Here is a 15274-nt window from a genome sequence, read left to right as displayed (position 1 = left end):
AAACCGCTACACCGATTTATCTTCTACAGTGTTGGGTTCAATCCTGCCTCCCCTTGGCGGAAAGTTGCTGGCGCATGAAGCGTTCGATGAAATCGAGCAATTTGCCGGCCGCAAACGAGAGCTGGCGATCGGGCGCGACACAGAGATCGACCGGCGTCCGCACCCCTTTGCCACCCGCAACGGGCCGTGCGACGAGCTGCCCCGCCTCGATCTCTCTTTGAACGGTGAGTGCCGGCAGCATGGTAATCGCCGCGCCGCGCAGCACCAGCTCCTTCTGCATTTCCAGCGAGCCTGTCTCAAAAACGGGATCGAGCCTCAGCCCCTCACGTTCGAACAGCGCGTCGAAGGCCTGCCTTGCGCCGAAGGAGCGATCGGGGACGGCAAGCGCGTGTGACGCGATTTCGTCTAGTGTGATCTCGCTGGCGGCAGCAAGCGGATGGGAGGAAGCGGCGATCACCTCATAGGTCAGTTCGGAACGCAGGCGCACCTTTGTGCCGGAAAGCGGCGGGGCAAACAGCGTCACCGCAATATCGGCCTCGGCATTGTTGACGGCTTCGATGGCGCCGCGAGCACTTGTGATGGTCACGTCGAATCGCAGCCGCGGATAGCGCAGGCTGAACTCGGCCAGCGCCGGAGCAAGGATGTTGGCGACGGACGCGCCGTTGGCATAGATGCTGACGGTTCCGCGCTGCAGGCCTTTCAGGTCTTCGATCAACTGGTGAACATGGTCGAGCTCGCGCAGCGTCCGGCCGGCGCGTTCCGCCAGCAATTCGCCGGCAGCCGTCAATTTGATGCCGCGGGCACTGCGCTCGACCAGCTGCGTGCCGAAATGATATTCGAGGTTCTCGATCTGGCGGCTGATGGCCGTCGGCGCCACGTTCAGGTTTTCGGCTGCCTGGCGCATCGAGTTGGTGCGCACCAGCTCGTCGAAATAGATCAGCGCGCGGATCTGCATGCGCGGATCTCCGGTTAAACGGCGGACTTGGCGAAACGATCCCGCCACGCCGCTTGCCCACCTTCGACCGGCAGCGCCGTCGCCTCATAGACGCCGCGGGCGATGGCGCGCGTCATGACAATCGTGGCGAGGTGGCAGAGCTCCATGAAACCAGGCATATCGTCGCGCGCATGCCTGCCGGTGGAAGCGGCAAATACGGTATCGCCGTCGAGCGGCAGATGCGTCGGCAAGAGCGCACGTGCAAAGCCGTCGTGAGCGCAGATGGAGAGGCGATGCGCCTCCGCCTTGGTCAGCTGGGCGTCGGTGATGACGGCACCGATGGTCGTGGCGGTAATGTTGGTGCCCTTTAAACGCAGGCGCGAATCGACCGCTTGCGGCATCCCAAGGCCGCCAAATTCGCCATTTTCCTCAAAGGAAGCCGCCCAGAAATGTGGGCCGTCGCCGATGGTGGCGGAACCGAGTGCATTGACGGCGACGATGGCGGCGACCGTGTATCCCCTGCTGCTGACGGCGCTTGCCGAGCCGAGCCCGCCCTTGACCGTTGCCGTCGTGGCGCCCGTTCCCGCGCCGACGGTACCGAGCGCGAAGGAGCCCTTGCTCGCGGCCTTGAAGGCAGCATAGCCGAGATCGCGATAGGGCGAGTGCAGCCCCCAATCCTTGTTGCCGCCGTTGATGAGATCGAACAGGATTGCCTGCGGCACGATAGGCACCAGCGCATCGCCGACCTTCAGGCCGCGGCCGATTTCCCTCAAGCCCGCCTGCACGCCACCGGCAGCATCGAGCCCGAAAGCCGAGCCACCCGAAAGCACGAGCCCATCCACGGCGCCCACCGTCATCGCGGGATCCAGCAATGCCGTGTCCCGCCCGCCCGGCGCGCCGCCGAGGACGGTGGAGGATGCGACCGCCGGCTCATCGAAGATGATGGCGGTGACACCGGAACCGAGCACAAGATCGGTGGCGTGACCGACGGCGACGCCTTCGACATCGGTCAGAAGATTGAGATGATCGGCCAATGAAAAATCCTTCGCCATTCAACGCGCGAGGTCGTCATGGCGATAGGATCGTAAAGAGAGGGAAAAGACAAGATAGGCGGTTAAGGTTGGTTCGAAAGCCGAGACGGCATTCGTTCATCAACCGCGGTGAAAAAGATTAGCCCTCACCCTGAACTTGTCGAAGGGCGAGGGCGGGTGATGGGGATGAGAAAAATTGAAAGCGAGCCGATCCATCAAACATGGATCGGCTTGGCCTGTTGGCGGGAGAGGAGATCGCGGATCGCAAGCTTCACTTCGTCCGCGTTTCTGAAATGCTGCTCGTCCAGATCATGGACATGGTATTTGACAGCGATGAACTTGAGCCGATCCTGGTCGGGAACGACGATACCGACGGGAACGCCGGCGTATTCGATAACTTGCTTCTTCATAAATAGACTCCCACTGCGCTTACGGCGCAGATATGGCGAATTGACTGTTTGATTCCGGTAGGGAGGACGAACGTCACATTCGACAGCGCGGGCGGGAGAGTGCGCCCGAGCGGTCATTGCCAAGCACGGACCGCCGAAGGATCGAAGCGATGACTTTGGTATTCAGCATGTCACTTCCTCAGTTGGCGTTGTACTTGCTGGAGCTCCGACAACGGAGCGCCACGGTGCGGTGAACTATTATCTAGTATATTAGTAGATAATAGCGATTTCATCTTCAGAAACATATTCCGAAAGATGTCAAAATATCGACGATCGGGAAAATAAAATTCCGAGCCTGGCGGGTTGCGGAGAAGGTTGTGTTAAATGCCTTCGCATTGCTACCCGTGCGGCACGGCTCGCCGATCACCGACAGACAGATAGGAACTGGCGCGAGATTCGACAATGCCCCCGCGGCATTAATATGCGCGCGCCGCTAAAACACCTCAATGGTTAACGGCGCTCGAGAGCCCATCAAAAACCGTCTTCGAGCGCCGTCTCCAGGGCTTTCACGAAGAAATCGGCGCTTTCCGGCGCGAGGCAGAGCGGCGGTTTGATCTTCAACACATTCAGGTGATCGCCGGTCGGCTGCATGATGATCCCAAGGTCGAGCAGGCGTTCGCAGATTGCAGTCGTCTCTTCCGTAGCCGGCGCAAGCGTCTCCCGGTCGCGGACGAATTCCACGCCGAGATAAAGTCCCGTGCCATGGACGGCGCCGATCAGCGGGAAGCGATCCATCAAAGCGATCAGCCCTGCCTTCAGCCGGTCGCCGACGACGCGGGCATTTTCCTGCAGCTTCTCGTCCTTGAGGACATCGAGAACGGTCAGGCCGACGACGCAACTGACCGGACTGCCGCCGGCGGAGGAGAAGAAATAGCCTTCCTTTTCCAGCGAATCGGCAATCTCGCGACGGGTGATGACGGCGCCGAGTGGGTGGCCGTTGCCCATGCCCTTGGCGATGGTGATGATATCGGGCACGACGCCTTGCGTTTCGAAGCCCCAGAAGTGCTCGCCGAGCCGCCCGTAGCCAACCTGCACTTCATCGGCGATGCAAAGGCCACCGCGCTGCCGGACGGCATCGTAGACGCCAGCAAGATAGCCATGCGGCAATGCGATACCGCCGGCATTGCCATAGACCGGTTCCGCAATGAAGCCGGCGAGGCCATCGCCCTTGTCGTCGATGGCTTTCAGTTTCGCTTCGACGTCGTCGAGGTAACCTCCAGCAGAATCGGGGCCGCGGAATGGTCCGCGATAGGTATTGGGCGACAGGACGGGATGCACCCAGTCCGGTCGCGTCGTCAGCGCCTGTGGATTATCGGCAATCGAGGTGGATACGGCGTCGCTGGCGACAGTCCAGCCGTGATAGGCCTCCAGCAGGCAGAGCATGTTCCTCCTGCCCGTGTGCGCCCAGGCAAGGCGGATCGCGAGATCGTTTGCTTCCGAGCCGCTATTGACGAGGAAGATGCTCTCCAGTCCCTCAGGCGCCAGTGTCGCCAGCCGCTCGGAAAATTCCGCGACGGCGGCATAATGGAAACGGGAGTTGGTATTGAGCCGCGACCACTGCTGCGCGATCGCCGCCGTCAACCGAGGATGAGCATGGCCGAGTGTCGTCACATTGTTGACCATGTCGAGGTAGCAGCGTCCCTGCGTGTCGAACAGGAATTCGCGCCAGCCGCGCTCGATCTGCGGCGGCAGCTCGTAATAGTGCTTCTGCGGCTTGGCGAAGCGCGCATTGCGCAATGACAGCAGCGTGGATGCATCTGGTCTCGGCGCTTCGCAGGCGGCGTTGAGAAGAGCGACGGGCGAGGGGCAGATAGCCGACCAGCCGTCTACCTGATCCGCGGCCGCAAAGAGCGGCGGCATAAGATTGGCCACGCGGCAAAGCTGCACGCGCAATCCTCCGATCGCCGAACCCTCGGTGCCGATCGTGCCGACTGTCGCGCCCTGTTCGATGGCAGCTCCATCCTCGAGAGCGCTCTCGACGCCGTCCAGATGAAGGCTTATCTCTTCGCCGGCGAGCACGAGGTGCTGCCCCTGCCGTTGCAGAAGGCCGGAGAAGGGAGCCGCAACCGTGGCGCCGGCCGGCAGGCAGATATCGCAATGCAGGGCGAAATTCTGCGGCGGCGCCATGTTGAGCGGAGCGGCGAGGGACAGGCGGAATTCGCCGTAGCGGGTTGCCGCCGCGCCTGATGTCATCGCCGTCTGGGCGAGCAGCCGCCAATCCATGTCGGGCTTTTGCCAGTTGCCGTCGGCGAAATCCGGGCCGGTGACGGAAAGATCGATTGCGGCGATCTGCGAGGAATCGATATCGGGCAGCAGCGGCGACCAGCTTTCCATGGCGATCGGAGCGATGTCGAAGCCGATTGCCCGCAGGATTGCGGCCTCCATCACATCCGGTTGCGCGCCGGTCGCCACATCGAAGATCTCGCGCTCGAAATCGAGATTGCCGCGCACATAGTCATTGTCCGGGTCGATCGCGAGCTGCTGTTCGGTACTGGCGGTCAGAATGACGGCGCGCGCGACGATCAACGGCCACAGCGCCTTGGCCTCGACCTCTTCCAGCGGATAGATGGCATGATAGGCCTTGATGGCGGGAAGGATACGGAAGGGATTGCCTTCCGCATGATGCAGCAGCGATGCACAGGTAACGGCAAGGTCGCCCACCAGCCAACCCTGAATGATATCGCCGAAATCGATGACGCCATCGGGCACCAGCTGCCCACGTGCGTCGGGATGGCTGACGACATTGTCGTCGGTGACGTCATGATGCACGGGCTGGATGCGTAGATCGCCTGCAAGTGGCTGGATGCGTTTGACGGCGGCCACCATCGCCTTGGCGATGCGGTCGCGCGCTTCATGGTCCGTAATGGCCGACAGGAGCTGAACCGCCACGGGTCCCGCGCGGCGCAGATCCCACTGCAGGCTTCGGTGAAGGCCGGGATGATCGAAATCGGCGAGATTGCGGGCAAGCCGGGCCGACAGCGCGCCGAGCCCGGCGGCTGAAGCCGGCGGCAGATGCTTGCGCCGTGTCAGCGTCTGGCCGGGGAGAAAGCCGAGCAGCCGAACGAGGTAATCCTGCTCCCGCAAGGTGATGGTCAGGATGTCGCGGCCGTTCAGCGCCGGCACGATCTCGGGCACGCGCGGAGAATCCGGTTTGGCATGCAGGTGGCGGATAGCGGCATTCTGCGCCTCGAGCTCGACCAGCTCATATTCGGCCCGGCAAATCTTCAGCACATAGGCATTCTCGCCGGCATCGATGCGGTAGTTGCGATCCTGCTGGCTGCCGAGCTCCGTCAGTGCCCCGCTCAAGCCGTAATGCGCATACAGTATCTCCGCTGCTTCCTCCGGCGTCACGTCCGGTCTTGGCAGTTGCATACGATTCACAAGCGCGGCGTCGGCCATGGCATCCCCCCGGAAGGTTCATTTGCATCGACACTAAACCATTCCATCCTAAAGAAAATTACCCAAAACAGATAGGGTGGTCGCGCAATGAGCGGAAAGATAGGCCGCCGCATGCAGCCGGCGAGGCATGATCGCCTACTCGACCTCGATGGAATAGCTGCAACCGGCGAGCGTCTTGCCCGGATGAGCCTCATCGGTCGAGACATTCAATGAGATACGGGTGTGAAGTACGGTGTCGGAATTTTCCTGCTGGTCCTTGCGCGACAGGATTTCCTTTTCACCGAGGAACTTGTTTGGCCGGTCGACCGCAGCCGTTACGCCAAGCTGTTTCGCCAGGGAATGCGGGTCGGCTTCGTCGAGCACGGCGAGCGGCCCGGTAGAGGCGAAGGCAACTCTGTTCGTCTGCCGTCCGAAAACCGTCAAGGGTGCTGAAAGCTGGAATTCCCGCAGAAAGGGATTGTCTGACGACAGTTCGCTGATACCGAACAGCTTCATGGCCTTGGCGCTTTCCGGCCCGGTCAGCCACATGGCGAATTCGTTGTAGCTCGGCACGTCATAGGTCGTGCATTCGATCAGCTTGGCGAAATCGATCTTGGAGGGGTCCTGCGCTTCGGTCACGCCACGAGATGCCGGAGCCCACAGGAGGAACGCCGCCAGCAGCAGCGTTCCATTGCGATACAATGACATATCCCCTCCTTGATCTCCGAGACGATTCGATACCGGGTGATATCAAATCGCGTGTGGGAGCGAAAAGGGAAAGAAGCCCGCCGAAAGCGCGCTCGCGCCTCACCCCATGCGCTCGGAGGCATAGGAGCCCGGGCTTGCCGGGAAGACGACGGTGCGGTTGCCGTTCAAGAAGGTGCGATAGTGGATATGCGCATGGATGGCGCGGGCCAGTACCTGGCTCTCGACGTCGCGGCCGATCGAGACATAATCCTCAGCCGACTGCGCATGCGTGATGCGAGCCGTGTCCTGCTCGATGATCGGACCCTCGTCGAGATCGGCCGTCACATAATGCGCCGTCGCCCCGATCAGCTTCACGCCGCGCTCATAGGCCTGCTTGTAAGGGTTCGCTCCCTTGAAGGACGGCAGGAAGGAATGGTGGATGTTGATGATGCGGCCCGACATCTTCCGGCAGAGAGCATCCGACAGAACCTGCATATAGCGGGCCAGCACCACGAGCTCGGTGCCGGTCTGCTCGACCAGTTCCAAAAGCTGGGCTTCGGCCTGCGGCTTGTTATCCTTCGTCACCTTGATGTGGTGGAAGGGGATGTCGTGATTGACGACCACCTTCTGGTAATCAAAATGGTTGGAGACGACGCCGACGATGTCGATCGGCAATGCACCGATCTTCCAGCGATAGAGCAGGTCGTTCAGGCAATGGCCGAAGCGCGAGACCATGAGCAGCACCTTCATGCGCTTCTTGGCATCGTGGATCTCCGCATCCATGGCGAACTTCTCGGCGATCGGCTTGAAGCCTTCGGCAAGCGCCGGCCCACCCACCCCTTCCTCGGAGATGAAGGAGACGCGCATGAAGAACTTGCCGGTATCGAGATCGTCGAACTGGCTGGAATCGACGATGTTGCAGCCCTGCTCGGCCAGATAGTTCGAGATCGCCGCAACGATCCCACGCGTCGACTTGCACGTCACTGTCAATACATAGCTCGTCATGTCTCTTCCCTCGTAAAGCGGCTTGATCTTCGCCGCTCGCTTATCGCAATCAGCCGGCAGGGAAAAGTGTCCCCGATCCGAACGTGGGGCAAAGCTTATGACAGGCGGCGGAAAATTCAGTTCCCATTGCGCCGTCCAGCCGCGTATCCCCGTCGTCCCGACGGAAGACGGCACGAATCTGATGGGGAGCGCTGATTTGATAGGACGACAGTCACGCGGCGACCGCGCGCTTCCTTCTCCATTTTCTCCAGCGGCTGGGCGTCGTCAGCTCATGGACGACGGCGCCGCCGATCGCCGAGCAGAGGATACAGCCGGTGACGAAGACCGGCGCATTCGCCAGAATGTCGATATTCAGGTGGACGCAAACGACGCGCAGCAATGCGAGCGTGAAGGCGTGGGTGATATAGATGCTGTAGGAGGCATCCCCCAGGTAATTCAGCGTGGCGATGACCGGGAGCTTCGAGAAGTCGATAGAGACGGCCGAGTACAGGATGACGACGGCCGGGATGCCCCACATGTAGGCGCGCATGCTGGCATCGCAGAGCGTTTCGTTGATGAGCAGGAACGAGAATCCCATCACCAGCGCCGGCCAGGCGACGGCCTGCGGCAGCAGGATCTTGTCGAGATAGAGCTTGGCAAGAAAGACGCCCGCCAGAAACTCATAGATGATCGGATCGCTGTAGAATTTGGCGGCGGTCGTATCGCCTGGGAGAATGCTGCAGACGGCGATGATCGCGGTCATCGCGGCAAAGAGTGCGGCGAAGCGCCATTTTTCGCGCACGAGCAGCAGCAGGCCGAAGATGAGATAGAAGAACATCTCGTAGTTCAGCGTCCAGCCCGGCACGACGACGGGGACGGTCAGCGTGAGATCAGCCGGATTGCGCCAGGGAAGGAAGAAGAGGGAGGCGATGAGATGCGGAAGGTCGAAGACAGTCGACTTCAGCAACGTCGGAGCCACCAGCGCCACGCTGGCGGCAAACAGGGTCGCCAGCCAATAGAGCGGCACGATGCGCTGGATCCGGCGCCGGTAGAAATCCAGCGGGCGAACTTCGCGCCCGGCTGTGGTCAGCCACATGACGAAACCGCTGAGCACGAAGAATATGTCGACGCCCGTCTCGCCGAAGAGATGGAAAACCGTCTGGAAGCCAGGCTGGACCTTCGGCACCTGCAGCACCGAATGAAAATAGACGACCATCAGCGCAGCGATGGCACGCAGATACTGCAGCTGAACAAGCATCCCGATCCTCACCCGGCCGTTGCCGACGCGAATCGTCGTCAGCCCGGCACTCTGCTTTCGTTTAAGGTCTCCGACTGCGCCCGAACGGCGCGCGGTCTGTCGGAGACACGCATGTAACCGACGAGCAGCCAGAGCAGTCCGGCGATCTTTATGGAAAAGATTGCCGTACCGCCGATCATCATATTCAGAAAAATGAAAAGAGAGAGTGAATGCGCGCACCGCCTTTGCGCCGCCGTCCTTCCTGCCGGATAGAGGCAGACGAAGAGCCAGAAGACGATCAGGCCGAAGATCGTCGACCCGTAGATGAGATAGACATAGCCGCTGTCGGCGAATTCGCCGATGCGCGAGATCGACAGGCCGAGCATGGATTGGATATCGAGCTCCAGCATCTTCTTGATCGTGACGCCGATCCGTCCCGTGAAATTGTCTCCGACCTCGTCCGGCTTCATGAAATGCACGAAGAAGCCCACCAGGATGATGACTGGCATCAGGACAAGGCTGAAACCCTTCGGGATCTTGGGAAACAGAAAATAACCCGCAATGCTGATGCAGGAGAAGATCAGCATCGTGCGGGTATCGTTGGTGAGCAGGATCAAAAGCACCGTCGAGATAAAAAGCGCTTTTTCGAGCAGGGCGAGCTTCGGCCAGAATGAGAGCAGGTAGATGACGATGACCCCGCAGAAATTGGCGAGAGACACCTGCTCCAGGAAGATCGAGGACGAACGGTGATCGATGAGGCCGAAGGAGAAACGCCCCTGGAAGCCGAGGGCATTGGCAAAGAGGCCGGTCGAATTGAAGCTCGCCTGCTTGATCCCGCGCGTATTCTCGAAATATTCGCCGGGATGGAACAGGCTGACGTAGAAGGGCGTGCTGACGACTTCGCAGACGAGGAATAGCAGCACCGCCGCGCAGGCGATCCGGAAGGCAAGCCTGACCGTTCGCTCGCTCGCCCAGCTGCCGATGCCGGCAAAGCAGAAGATGATCAGGATGTTGCGGAACTGGTCGATGAAGGTCAGGCGATTGAAGACGGTGATGTAGATCGTGATGACAAGCGTGAAGACGAGGAAAAGGACGATCGGCAGGTCTTCTTCATAGATTCCCTTTTTCAGAATGAAAGCCACGCTGGAGATCATCATCAGGCCCTCGCAGAGCACGACATGCGAGACCGAAAGCGGCATGATGTTGTGGTTGATATAGGCGAGGATGCAGTTGTAGAGCACCGAAAACAGCGTGATCGCCAGGATCGGATAATCGACGCGCTGTTTATCGGTAGGGCTTCTCATCTGTTGTCCGGGGCTGCCGCATGCTTTGGCCGGCACGACGATAGCAGTCTCATGATTCGCGACAAAGCGCCAATCGCCTGCCTGCGCCGCCGGTTCTCACCGTCGATCAGCCCGCCGGCTTCACGGCCGCGCAGCTCGGCGCCAGGGCTGCCTTCTTGCCGGCGGCAGCCGTGATCGTCTTCATCTGCGGCCGGTCCTTGCCGTTACGCGGCTGCACGTTCAACGGTTCGTCCGCCGGCCACCATTCGCCCGCAGCCCAATAGCTCCAGCCGAGCCAGACGTCGCTATGATCAGCCATGATGCCGAACACGGCCTTCAGCCCGTCGAGGCAGGGCTGGGTGCCGGGCACGCCGAATTCACCGAGAAAGCCACGCTTGCCGTTCTTGCGCAGCCACTCCGTGACATCAAGCAATCCCTTTTGGGCACTGTCTCTGCCATCGCAGACGGCGTGTGTGCCGGAGCTGTCGGCATCGAGATACTGATGGAATTCGAAGGCGTAGAAATCGAGCGGGTCCTTGACGCCGAGCATGACTGTGCCATTGGCGCCGCCGCCCAGAACGTCGGCCGACCAGCTGTGCGCCCCCGTCCAGTTCGTGCCGGGCACGAGAATAAGGTTGCGCGCCCCGACGGTGCGGATGCTGCGGATGGCCGCATTGGCCGCCTCTAGCCAGTCCGGCGCCTTGATGTCGTGCGGCTCGTTCATCAGGCCGAATAGGACGCCCTTGCGGTTGGCGAATTCGATCGCCAGCCGTGCCCAAAAGTCACCGAAGGCAAGATCCGTCGCAGGCGCCTGCGTCAGCTGGGTCTTGTCGTAATAGCCGAAATTGTGCGGATCGAGGAGCACGGCCATGCCGTGCTTCTGGATGAGATCGACGGCATCCTTCAGCCGCTGCAGCTCCGCGCCGTCGAAAGGTTGCCCCAGCACCGGCTGCAGGCGCTCCCAGCGGAAGGGCAAACGCACGATATTCATACCCTTGTTCGCGAAATAGCGCACGGTCTCTTCCGAGTTATATGTATAGTTGACGCCGAACGCCCCGTCGCGGTCGCCATATTCGGCGCCGGAAAGATTGATGCCACGATAGCAGAGCTGCGAGGCGGCAAAGCCGTCATCGGCTTGCGCGACAATGGAGGCAATGGCCACCGTAGCGGCAAGCGCGCGATGCAGCAGTCTTGTCATCGGTCCGGTCATTCCACGCTCCCGTTGGCGGTGAAGGCGCTGTTTTCATAAGGCTGGTTGCGTTGAACAATGGTGAATGGAAAGCGCTGCCATTGCCGCTGCCTCGACTTCCTCCGAGTGTCCTTAATGTTCCGTTAGCCAAACATTTCTAAACTCCTTGCATCCGCTGGGCGCAACAGGTCTGCGGAGCGTAGAAAGCCTGGCATGAGCTCAATGGAACGAAACAAGCGATCGGACCAACTTTCGGGTTGGCGCGGCATTGAGCCGTCTGACGGATACCGTCAGGGCCAACGTTCGCGCAGCCCGCTGCTGCGTCCGCGCGATTTCGTTTCCGGCATCGAGCCTGCCGCGGCGGCTCGGCCGATCGACATGGCGACAATCGACATGGCAACACAGGGAGCGAGCAAGAGCGAGCCGTCGCCGCGCGAATTTCAGCCCGATGTAAAACCGCAGCCGGCCGCCGAGCCGGTTGCCGCCGTTGCCCCGATAATGGAAGCCGCAATGATTGCGACGCCGCCGAGTGCCGCCGCACTGCCGGTGCCGGCAGTGATGGCTGAGGTGCCGTTGCTCGATCTTCGCTCGGCCGTTGCCTCGATCTGGGCAAAGAAGTTCGTGGTCCTTGCCCTCGCCGGCGCTGGCGCCGTGCTGGGCGCGGCCGTCATTCCGCTGATACCTCAGAAATTTACGGCCGAAACCAGTCTCTACTTCGATCCGCGACCGGTCGGTACTTCCGATTCCGCCCAGCAGGCTCCCACGGCGCCTGAATTGATCACGACGATGATCGACAGCCAGACGCAGATCCTGTCTTCGGGCAAGGTGCTCGGTCGGGTCGTGGATGCGTTGAAGCTCGATCAGGATTCGCAGTTCGATGGCGGCGCCACCGGCGAGGCGGCGAAATATGTCGCGGCCGCCGCGCTGGCGAAAGCCGTGCAGATCGCCCGCGAGGCAAGCACCTATGTCGTAACAGCGAAGGTGACGACCGGCGATCCGCAAAAGTCGGCCAGGATCGCCAACCAACTCGTGGCCTCCTTCATGGAAGAGGAGAGCAAGGCCGCGTCGAACAGCTATAAGAGCAGCAATACCGCGCTGGATTCCCGGCTCGAGGATCTGCGCCAGCAGGTACTATCGGCCGAGAAAGCCGTCGAAACGTATCGTGCCGACAATGACATGGTGGCTGTCGAGGGCAATCTGATTTCCGACAAGCGCCTGACCGCGCTGAACGACATGCTGGTCACCGCCCAGCAGAAGACGATCGAGGCGAAGGCCCGTGCCGACGCGGCTGGCAAGTTGAGCTTCGATGATGTGGTTTCCAACAATCCTTCCTCCGGGGCGACGTCGAACGCATTGAGCAGCCTGCGGCAGCAATATGCGGCGTTGGCGGCCAATGTCGGCAGCCTTCAAAGCCAGCTTGGCGCCCGTCATCCGCGCTTGCTCGCCGCCAAATCCTCCCTGGAAAGCCTTGGCGCGGAAATCCGGGCCGAATTGCAGCGGCAGATGACCTCGGCCCGGGCGGACTATGAACAGGCGCAGAAGGCCGAGCAGGACATCGCCAAGGAACTTGCGGTGCAGAAAGCCTCGCAAGTCAATACATCCGGCAAGCTCGTCGGCCTGAACGAACTGCAACGCAAGGCAACCGCTGCCCGCGATCTTTATGAATCGCTTCTGAAGCGATCCGGTCAGGCGAGTGACGCGCAGGACCTGTCGCAGAGCAATATTCGCGTGATCTCCGAAGCGGAGCCGCCGTTGAAGGCGGATGGACCGAGCCGGAAGGTGATGATGGTCGCGGGCCTGATCGCCGGCGCGATGTTCGGTGCGGCCCTCGGCATGGCTTTTGCCATTCTCCTCGGCCTGTTTCGGCACCCCGTCATCCGCGGCTATTTCGGCAAATGAGCGCTCTTCCGGCTTTTTGCGCCAGGGCTTCTTCAGGATCGGGGGATGCAATTGCGCGCCGGCTGTTCTAAATGTAAATCGGCTCCGCGAATGATTGGATCCTGCTGATGGAAGCGCGATACAGTCGTCAGGGATCGTATGATGCTTTGTGAGACAATTTATGCGAGAAAAGCGGTGCGCTGCTCCGATGACTGGCGCCGAGGAAAACTGACTGATGGTGCCCGCTGATAAGCTCGTTTTGCCATTTCTGGCACTGCCGCGTTCCACCAAGCGCGCACTGGCGCTGCTGGTCGACGCCAGCCTTTGCGTGCTCACGGTCTGGTTCGCCTATTGTCTGCGTCTCGACGATTGGGTCATTCTCGAAGGCGTCGAATGGCTGCCGGCCATCGTCTCCCTGCTCGTCGCCATACCGATCTTCATCGTCCTTGGCCTTTATCGCGCCATTTTCCGATATGCGGGCCTTTCGGCTTTCGTGACTGTCGTCAAGGCGGTGGCTATCTATGCGCTCGCCTTCATGACGATTTTTACCGCGATCAGCGTGCCGGGCGTGCCCCGTACGGTCGGCATATTGCAGCCGCTGCTGCTGCTGATCGCAATCGGCCTGTCGCGCATGTGGACACGCTATTGGCTCGGCAATGCCTATCAGCGGCTCCTCAATCGCAATCAGCTTGGCAAGGTGCTGATCTACGGCGCCGGCGCTTCGGGACGGCAGCTTGCGGGTGCGCTTGCCAACAGCGCCGAGCTGAATGTCGTCGGCTATCTCGATGACGACCGCAACCTGCATGGCAGCATCATGGGCGGCCTGCCGATCTACGCTCCAGACGATCTGTCGGCGCTCGTGGTCTCGGGCGAAATCAAGGGCGTGCTGCTTGCCTTGCCGAACGCCACGCGGCAACGTCGCAATGAAATCCTCGAAAACATGCGCAAGGCGCGCGTAACGGTCAGGACCATGCCCGATCTGACTGCGCTCGCCCAGGGTCGCGTCGCGGTCTCGGATCTGCGCGAACTCGATATCGAGGACCTGCTTGGCCGCAATGTGATTGCCCCGGACCGCGACCTGATCGAGAAGAATATACGCGGCAAGGTGGTCATGGTGACCGGAGCGGGCGGCTCGATCGGCAGCGAGCTCTGCCGTCAGATCCTGAAAAACGAGCCATCCTCGCTCTTGCTGGTGGAACAGAGCGAATTCGCGCTCTATGCCATTCACGGCGAACTGGAGAAATCGGCTGCCTCGGCCGGCCATGCCGATGTACGCATCATCCCCTTTCTTGCCTCCGTCAGGGACGGCCAGCGGCTCAGGCAGATCATGGAGGCATGGCGGCCAAAGACCGTGTACCATGCCGCCGCTTACAAGCACGTGCCACTCGTCGAATACAATCCCGTCGAGGGCATCCGCAACAATGTGCTGGGAACGCTGATCGCGGCCGAAGCCGCCCGTGATCATGGCGTCGAGAGTTTCGTCCTCATCAGCACCGACAAGGCAGTGCGTCCGACCAATATCATGGGCGCGAGCAAGCGGCTGGCGGAAATGGTGCTGCAGGCGATGGATGCCGATCGCAAATCAGATACCGACAGCACCAATTTCGCCATGGTGCGCTTCGGCAATGTGCTGGGCTCCTCCGGTTCGGTCGTGCCGCTGTTTCGCCAGCAGATTCGCGACGGCGGGCCGATCACGCTCACTCATCCCGATATCACCCGCTACTTCATGACCATCCCCGAGGCATCGCAGCTGGTCATCCAGGCGGGCGCGATGTCGGCAGGCGGCGACGTTTTCCTGCTCGACATGGGTGAGCCTGTGCGCATTGCCGATCTCGCCCGGCGCATGGTGGAACTGTCCGGTCTGACGGTGCGGGATGCGGATGAGCCGGAAGGCGATATCGAGTTGGAAATCACCGGCTTGAGGCCTGGCGAAAAGCTCTATGAGGAACTTCTGATCGGCGATAACCCGCAACCGACGAGCCATCCGCGCATCATGCAGGCGAAGGAAGATTTCCTGCCCTGGCCGGAGTTGTCGAAGCGGCTTGCAGCGCTGGAGGCGGCGCTGGAGAAAAATGACATCCCCCTCGCCAGAACGCTGCTGCAGAAGCTCGTATCCGGCTATGCGCCCAGCAGCGAGGTGGTCGATCTCGTCTATCGCGAACGCGAGACGGATTTGACGGTCGGCCAGCCGAATCTCGATAATGTCGCGCAGCTATAGATGCAG

11 protein-coding genes are annotated in these 15274 nt (G+C 61.0%); 2 read left to right on the top strand and 9 right to left on the bottom strand.

Going from position 1 to position 15274, the window contains the following annotated elements; translation table 11 throughout:
• Window positions 1-37 precede the first annotated feature (37 nt).
• The 9 genes from PH552_RS18575 to PH552_RS18535 form a co-directional block, all read right to left on the bottom strand.
• Window positions 38-955 (bottom strand): LysR family transcriptional regulator, encoded by a 918-nt coding sequence (locus PH552_RS18575; RefSeq protein WP_112341891.1) that lies wholly within the window; start codon window positions 953-955, stop codon window positions 38-40.
• A gap of 14 nt (window positions 956-969) precedes the next feature.
• Window positions 970-1968: a P1 family peptidase gene (locus tag PH552_RS18570; protein WP_113250968.1), complete on the bottom strand. Its 999-nt coding sequence runs from the start codon at window positions 1966-1968 to the stop codon at window positions 970-972.
• Window positions 1969-2180: 212 nt separating this feature from the next.
• Window positions 2181-2375 carry a hypothetical protein gene (locus tag PH552_RS18565; protein ID WP_015338438.1) on the bottom strand — a complete coding sequence of 65 codons (195 nt, stop codon included), beginning with the start codon at window positions 2373-2375 and terminating at the stop codon, window positions 2181-2183.
• Between the two features lie 510 nt (window positions 2376-2885).
• Entirely contained in the window at window positions 2886-5813 is a 2928-nt protein-coding gene (locus PH552_RS18560) for an aminotransferase (RefSeq protein ID WP_285166217.1), read from the bottom strand.
• Window positions 5814-5948: 135 nt separating this feature from the next.
• Window positions 5949-6500 carry a hypothetical protein gene (locus PH552_RS18555; RefSeq protein WP_285166215.1) on the bottom strand — a complete coding sequence of 184 codons (552 nt, stop codon included), beginning with the start codon at window positions 6498-6500 and terminating at the stop codon, window positions 5949-5951.
• Between the two features lie 99 nt (window positions 6501-6599).
• The gene (purU, locus tag PH552_RS18550; protein ID WP_145644345.1) at window positions 6600-7484 is read right to left on the bottom strand and encodes a formyltetrahydrofolate deformylase; all 885 of its coding nucleotides are present in this window, start codon (window positions 7482-7484) and stop codon (window positions 6600-6602) included.
• 211 nt (window positions 7485-7695) lie between these two features.
• Window positions 7696-8721, bottom strand: a complete 1026-nt coding sequence (locus PH552_RS18545; protein ID WP_112343503.1) for an acyltransferase family protein — start codon at window positions 8719-8721, stop codon at window positions 7696-7698.
• A 38-nt stretch (window positions 8722-8759) separates the two neighbouring features.
• Window positions 8760-10004: a hypothetical protein gene (locus PH552_RS18540; protein ID WP_112343504.1), complete on the bottom strand. Its 1245-nt coding sequence runs from the start codon at window positions 10002-10004 to the stop codon at window positions 8760-8762.
• A 106-nt stretch (window positions 10005-10110) separates the two neighbouring features.
• Window positions 10111-11193 carry a glycoside hydrolase family 5 protein gene (locus PH552_RS18535; protein ID WP_112343505.1) on the bottom strand — a complete coding sequence of 361 codons (1083 nt, stop codon included), beginning with the start codon at window positions 11191-11193 and terminating at the stop codon, window positions 10111-10113.
• Window positions 11194-11385: 192 nt separating this feature from the next.
• Between PH552_RS18535 and PH552_RS18530 the strand changes: the two genes are divergently transcribed.
• Entirely contained in the window at window positions 11386-13071 is a 1686-nt protein-coding gene (locus PH552_RS18530) for a GumC family protein (RefSeq protein ID WP_285166214.1), read from the top strand.
• 214 nt (window positions 13072-13285) lie between these two features.
• Window positions 13286-15268, top strand: a complete 1983-nt coding sequence (locus PH552_RS18525; protein ID WP_285166213.1) for a polysaccharide biosynthesis protein — start codon at window positions 13286-13288, stop codon at window positions 15266-15268.
• Window positions 15269-15274 lie beyond the last annotated feature (6 nt).

The sequence above is a fragment of the Rhizobium aureum genome (assembly GCF_030182495.1).
In the GTDB taxonomy this organism is placed as follows: domain Bacteria; phylum Pseudomonadota; class Alphaproteobacteria; order Rhizobiales; family Rhizobiaceae; genus Rhizobium; species Rhizobium tropici_C.
Note: the sequence above shows the minus strand (reverse complement) of the source record. Positions and strands in the feature narration are given on the sequence as shown.

Excerpts from the sequence above, each read along its gene's own strand:
- PH552_RS18575 (WP_112341891.1), bottom strand. The coding sequence starts at position 955 with ATGCAGATCCGCGCGCTGATCTATTTCGACGAGCTGGTGCGCACCAAC.
- PH552_RS18565 (WP_015338438.1), bottom strand. The coding sequence starts at position 2,375 with ATGAAGAAGCAAGTTATCGAATACGCCGGCGTTCCCGTCGGTATCGTC.
- PH552_RS18560 (WP_285166217.1), bottom strand. The coding sequence starts at position 5,813 with ATGGCCGACGCCGCGCTTGTGAATCGTATGCAACTGCCAAGACCGGAC.
- PH552_RS18555 (WP_285166215.1), bottom strand. The coding sequence starts at position 6,500 with ATGTCATTGTATCGCAATGGAACGCTGCTGCTGGCGGCGTTCCTCCTG.
- purU (WP_145644345.1), bottom strand. The coding sequence starts at position 7,484 with ATGACGAGCTATGTATTGACAGTGACGTGCAAGTCGACGCGTGGGATC.
- PH552_RS18545 (WP_112343503.1), bottom strand. The coding sequence starts at position 8,721 with ATGCTTGTTCAGCTGCAGTATCTGCGTGCCATCGCTGCGCTGATGGTC.
- PH552_RS18540 (WP_112343504.1), bottom strand. The coding sequence starts at position 10,004 with ATGAGAAGCCCTACCGATAAACAGCGCGTCGATTATCCGATCCTGGCG.
- PH552_RS18535 (WP_112343505.1), bottom strand. The coding sequence starts at position 11,193 with ATGACCGGACCGATGACAAGACTGCTGCATCGCGCGCTTGCCGCTACG.
- PH552_RS18530 (WP_285166214.1), top strand. The coding sequence starts at position 11,386 with ATGAGCTCAATGGAACGAAACAAGCGATCGGACCAACTTTCGGGTTGG.
- PH552_RS18525 (WP_285166213.1), top strand. The coding sequence starts at position 13,286 with ATGGTGCCCGCTGATAAGCTCGTTTTGCCATTTCTGGCACTGCCGCGT.